At 55.2% G+C, this 5,164-nt stretch carries 5 protein-coding genes; 3 read left to right on the top strand and 2 right to left on the bottom strand.

The genetic code is table 11. The annotated features are described in order from the left end of the window. The first annotated feature begins 84 nt into the window (after window positions 1-84). Together scpA and meaB are read left to right on the top strand one after the other, a co-directional pair. Window positions 85-2,238: a methylmalonyl-CoA mutase gene (scpA, locus tag ACMZ66_RS15705; protein ID WP_416938481.1), complete on the top strand. Its 2,154-nt coding sequence runs from the start codon at window positions 85-87 to the stop codon at window positions 2,236-2,238. A gap of 77 nt (window positions 2,239-2,315) precedes the next feature. After that, the gene (meaB, locus tag ACMZ66_RS15700) at window positions 2,316-3,350 is read left to right on the top strand and encodes a methylmalonyl Co-A mutase-associated GTPase MeaB (RefSeq protein WP_416938480.1); all 1,035 of its coding nucleotides are present in this window, start codon (window positions 2,316-2,318) and stop codon (window positions 3,348-3,350) included. 76 nt (window positions 3,351-3,426) lie between these two features. Here meaB and ACMZ66_RS15695 read toward each other — a convergent pair whose 3' ends face one another. Both ACMZ66_RS15695 and ACMZ66_RS15690 read right to left on the bottom strand, forming a co-directional pair. Then, on the bottom strand, window positions 3,427-3,582 hold the full coding sequence (locus ACMZ66_RS15695) for a hypothetical protein (RefSeq protein ID WP_416938479.1): 156 nt from the start codon (window positions 3,580-3,582) through the stop codon (window positions 3,427-3,429). Between the two features lie 115 nt (window positions 3,583-3,697). Further along, entirely contained in the window at window positions 3,698-3,847 is a 150-nt protein-coding gene (locus ACMZ66_RS15690; protein WP_416938477.1) for a hypothetical protein, read from the bottom strand. A gap of 231 nt (window positions 3,848-4,078) precedes the next feature. On the opposite strand from ACMZ66_RS15690, the gene ACMZ66_RS15685 reads away from it, so the two are divergent. Beyond that, window positions 4,079-5,077, top strand: coding sequence for a tRNA dihydrouridine synthase (locus ACMZ66_RS15685; protein ID WP_416938475.1), 999 nt, complete (start codon window positions 4,079-4,081; stop codon window positions 5,075-5,077). Window positions 5,078-5,164: the final 87 nt, after the last annotated feature.

Below are 5,164 nucleotides of genomic sequence, written 5' to 3'. Positions count from 1 at the left end.
GTTTATCTTTGTTGGCGCAGACGTTCTTGCCATTTGCTGTGCCGCACTTGACCATCTTCTTGCCAAACAGGGGGAGAAATAACCATGTCCCGTATTCCTGATTTCTCCGATCTTCCGTTGTTTGATGGGGCTTCTGCCGGGGCAAAGGATCCGTTTGAAGCAACGCCGTGGACCACGCCCGAAGGCATTGATGTTAAACCATCCTATGGTCCCAAGGATCTAGATGGCATTGATCATCTGAGCACCATGCCGGGCATGCCGCCGTTTTTGCGTGGCCCCTACCCGACCATGTATGTGCAGCGTCCCTGGACCATTCGCCAATATGCCGGTTTCTCGACCGCTGAAGAATCCAACGCGTTTTATCGCCGTAACCTGGCGGCCGGTCAAAAGGGCCTGTCGATTGCATTCGATCTTGCCACCCACCGTGGTTATGACAGCGATCATCCGCGCGTAACCGGTGATGTCGGCATGGCTGGTGTTGCGATTGACAGCATCTATGACATGCGCACCCTGTTTGATGGCATCCCGCTTGATCAGATGTCGGTTTCCATGACCATGAATGGTGCGGTTCTGCCCGTCATGGCGCTTTATATTGCGGCGGCCGAAGAACAGGGTGTGAAGCACGAACAGCTTTCGGGCACCATTCAGAACGACATCCTCAAAGAATTCATGGTGCGCAACACCTATATCTATCCGCCGAAACCATCGATGCGCATCATTTCGGACATCTTTGCCTTTACCTCGCAAAACATGCCGAAATTCAACTCGATCTCGATTTCCGGCTATCACATGCAAGAAGCCGGTGCGACGGCCGATCTTGAGCTGGCCTATACGCTGGCCGACGGCATTGAATATGCCCGTGCAGGTCAGGCAGCGGGATTGCCGATTGATAAGTTCGCACCGCGTTTGTCCTTCTTCTGGGCGATTGGCATGAATTTCTTCATGGAAATCGCCAAAATGCGGGCGGCCCGCATGATCTGGGCCAAGCTGATCAAACAGTTTGATCCGCAAAACCCCAAATCACTCTCGCTGCGCACACACAGCCAGACATCCGGTTGGTCCCTGACCGCACAGGACGTGTTTAACAACGTTGTACGCACATGTGTTGAGGCGATGGCATCGACACAGGGCCACACACAGTCCCTGCATACCAACGCGCTGGATGAGGCACTGGCCCTTCCGACCGATTTCTCGGCCCGGATTGCACGCAACACCCAGCTGTTCCTGCAACAGGAAAGCGGCACGACCAATGTCATCGATCCATGGGGTGGCTCATATTATGTCGAACGCCTGACCCGTGATCTGGCGGAAAAGGCATGGGCGCATATCGCCGAGGTCGAAGAACAAGGCGGCATGGCCAAGGCGATTGAAGCCGGCATTCCCAAAATGCGCATCGAAGAAGCTGCTGCCCGCACGCAGGCCCGCATTGATAGCGGCCGCCAGACTTTGGTCGGCGTGAACAAATACCGCGTGACCGATGATCGCCCGGTTGATGTTCTTCAGGTCGATAACGCCGAAGTCCGTCGCCAGCAGATTGCCAAGCTTGAACGTCTGCGCGCTGAACGTGACAACGCGTCCGTTGAAAGTGCGCTAACCGCCCTGACCAATGCCGCTGACAGCGGAACTGGCAACCTGCTTGAACTTGCCGTCGAAGCCGCTCGCGCGAAATGTACGGTGGGCGAAATCTCCGATGCGCTTGAAAAGGTCTATGGCCGTCATCAGGCTGTTATTCGATCTATCTCGGGCGTTTATAAAACCGAAGTCGGCGCTGATAACGAGGCATTGGCAAAGGTCGATCGCCTGATCACGGAGTTCGAAACCAATGAAGGCCGTCGTCCGCGTATCCTGATCGCCAAGATGGGTCAGGATGGCCATGACCGTGGTCAGAAGGTGATTGCGACTGCCTTCGCCGATCTTGGCTTTGATGTCGATATCGGCCCGCTGTTCCAGACCCCGGAAGAAGCCGCAAAGCAGGCCGTCGAGAACGATGTTCATATCGTTGGTGCAAGTTCACTTGCCGCAGGTCACCTGACCCTTATCCCGCAGCTTCGTGCCGAACTTGATAAGCTTGGCCGTGAAGACATCATGATCGTTGCCGGGGGCGTGATCCCGCCACAGGACTTCGACAAGCTGTTTGCTGCCGGGGCAGAGGCGATCTTCCCGCCCGGAACGGTGATTGCCGAAGCAGCCGGCGACCTGCTAGAAAAGCTAAATCAATCTGGCGAAGAAGCAGCCTGATCGCTGCTTCTGCCCCGCCCCTCTCATCGGCATGGGCATAGACACTTGATTTGGCGGCATCCGAAAAGGAACCATCGGTGAAAGAAACGCTGCGCACCATACCTGCTGGCACGGGCGGAACCGTAAGCCCGCGCAAGGCTGTGCGCAGACGTGTGCTTTCCACTGATGAAATCGTTGAAGGCGTTCTGACAGGCAATCGCACGATCCTGTCACGCGCCATCACGCTGGTTGAAAGCCGCAACCCCAAACATTTCGAACAGGCGCAAGCCGTTCTGGCCCAACTCATGCCGAAAACGGGCGGTTCGCAACGCATCGGCATCACCGGTGTGCCCGGTGTTGGCAAATCGACCTTTATCGAGGCATTTGGCAAAAACCTGACCCGCGCTGGCAAGAAGGTCGCCGTCCTTGCCGTTGACCCGACCAGTAGCCGGTCAGGCGGTTCGATCCTGGGTGACAAGACCCGGATGAACGAACTTTCGATTGATCCCAACGCCTATATCCGCCCATCGCCCAGCAGCGGCTATCTGGGTGGGGTCAACCGCATGACGCGCGAAACCATCTTGCTGTGTGAAGCAGCCGGTTTTGACGTGGTCTTGGTCGAAACTGTCGGTGCCGGACAAAGCGAAACCATGGTCGCGCAAATGACCGATTTCTTTTTGGTGCTGATGCTGCCCGGCGCGGGGGATGAGCTTCAGGGCATCAAGAAAGGCGTTCTTGAAATCGCCGATCTGATCGCGGTGAATAAGGCCGATGCCGACCCGGCCAAGGCCCGCGAAGCCAAACGTGAGTATTCCTCAGCTTTGCGTATTATGCAGCCCACCAGCAAACATTGGCGCCCACAATCAGTCATGGTTTCCGCCCTAATTAATGACGGGCTTGATAACATCTGGGACCTGATCAACCAGCATCGTGCGGTGATGGACAAGGAAGGCGAATTCGCCGCCAAGCGCGCCCGTCAGCAACGTGACTGGATGTGGACGATGCTGCGCGACCGATTGCTTGAAACCTTCACCCACCGCGAAGATGTCGCAAGCCGCCTAACAACCCTTAATCTGACGTCCTTTCCGGCACCACCAACCCGACCGCCGCGGTCGAGGAATTGTTGGGGCTAATCAAGACCGGATCGAACTAGGCAAAACAAAAGGCCGCGCAATCAGCACGGCCTTTGGACCAAGACGTTCAGCGAGGTTACTTGCCCTCAGCGTCGTCTTTCAGCTTGTCCTTCAGGATTTTAAGCTTCTCGACCGCATCATTGATTTCCTGTTCAAGATGGGCAAGGCCTTCGCGTTTTTCGCTTGGCACGGCTTCGAGTTCATCGAGTGCTTTTTCAACGATATACAGCATTTCAAAATCCTCCTTGGCTGTCATGACAGACCTGATGGCCCATTAGCTTGTTAACGAGCATGGGGCAGCCAGAGTTCCAATTCCAAGACATAGATCAAAGATGGAAAGAAATGCGTTAGCTCGCAGTCTGTTCGAGCCGTTCTTTAAGGACTTCAAGGCTTTCGGCGGTTGATTTCAGGATGGCTTCAAGACCGCTTAGTTTCTCACGTGCTTCGCGTGATACGGCTTCGACCTCGTCAAAGGCACTTTCAAAGATATACAGCATGTTTCTTACTCCTGCCCGATGCCAATCACCGGGCATTTCTTGGTTGTTTTTGATGCAGTTAATCTAGCCGCCAAATCGGCGCAAATCGTGTCAGCAATGCGCTTATTTCGCCTCATTTCGGCGGTTTTGCTGGCATCTCGCACATTGCTGGTCTGTGATTTTTCAACGGCACGTTTTGGGCTTTTGTGGTAAAAGCCGCCAACTTAATTCATGAAACAGGACACACTTGCGATGACGCGTCTGGTGCTTGCACCGATGGAAGGACTTGTTGACTGGCGCGTTCGGCAATTGCTGACCGCGACCGGCGGGTTCGACTTGTGCGTGACCGAGTTTATCCGCGTGTCGCAAAACCTGTTTCCGGCTCATGTGTTTCATCGCTATTGCCCGGAACTTCTGAACGGCGGCAAGACGCTTTCGGGTGTGCCGGTACTGGTGCAGTTGATGGGGCATGATCCCGAATTGATGGGCGAAAATGCCGTGGTCGCGGTCGAGCTTGGCGCGCCGGGCATTGACATCAATTTCGGCTGCCCGTCCAAAACCGTGAACAAGCGCGAAGCCGGCGCATCGCTTTTGAAATGCCCGGATAATCTGTTCCAGATTGTTTCAGCCGTGCGCCGTGCAGTTCCGGCGGAAATCCCCGTCAGTGCCAAGGTACGTCTGGGCTTTTCGGACAAGGAACTGTTCCTTGATATCGCGCGCGCTGTCGAAGCCGGTGGCGCGCAGCATCTGACAGTTCATGCGCGCACCAAGCTGGAAGGCTATAAACCGCCAGCACATTGGGAATATCTGGCGCGCATCCGCGAAGCCATTTCCATTGGCTTGACCGGCAATGGTGAAATCTGGGATGTCTCGGATTATCAGAAATGCCGCGATATTTCGGGCTGTGACAGCTTCATGCTGGGCCGTGGCGCAATTGCCGCCCCCGACCTTGCCAACCGCATCAAGGCGTTTGAAGGCGGATCACACCTGCCCAAGGAAAGCTGGGCGGATGTTTTGACGATGCTTCTGTCCTATTGCGATCTGATGAACGAAGACGGAGCATCGGAAAATCATCAGGCCGGGCGCATCAAACAATGGATGGCCCTGATCCGCAAAAGCCATGCGCAGGGTGCCGATTGCTTTGACGAAATCAAACGCATCCGCGCAATTGACGAGCTTCGCGATAAATTGCGCTTTGATATGACATTGCCGGAAAATCAGCGGCAGGATGTTCCAATCGCTGCTGAATAACCGGCAGGTCGGTTTACTGGGCGCGAAATGCAAAACGGGGTGGCTTTTGGGCCACCCCGTTTTCTGTTTCAGCAGATTAGCACCTGA

The organism is Thalassospira sp. (assembly GCF_048059015.1).
Lineage (GTDB): Bacteria > Pseudomonadota > Alphaproteobacteria > Rhodospirillales > Thalassospiraceae > Thalassospira.
Note: the sequence above shows the minus strand (reverse complement) of the source record. Positions and strands in the feature narration are given on the sequence as shown.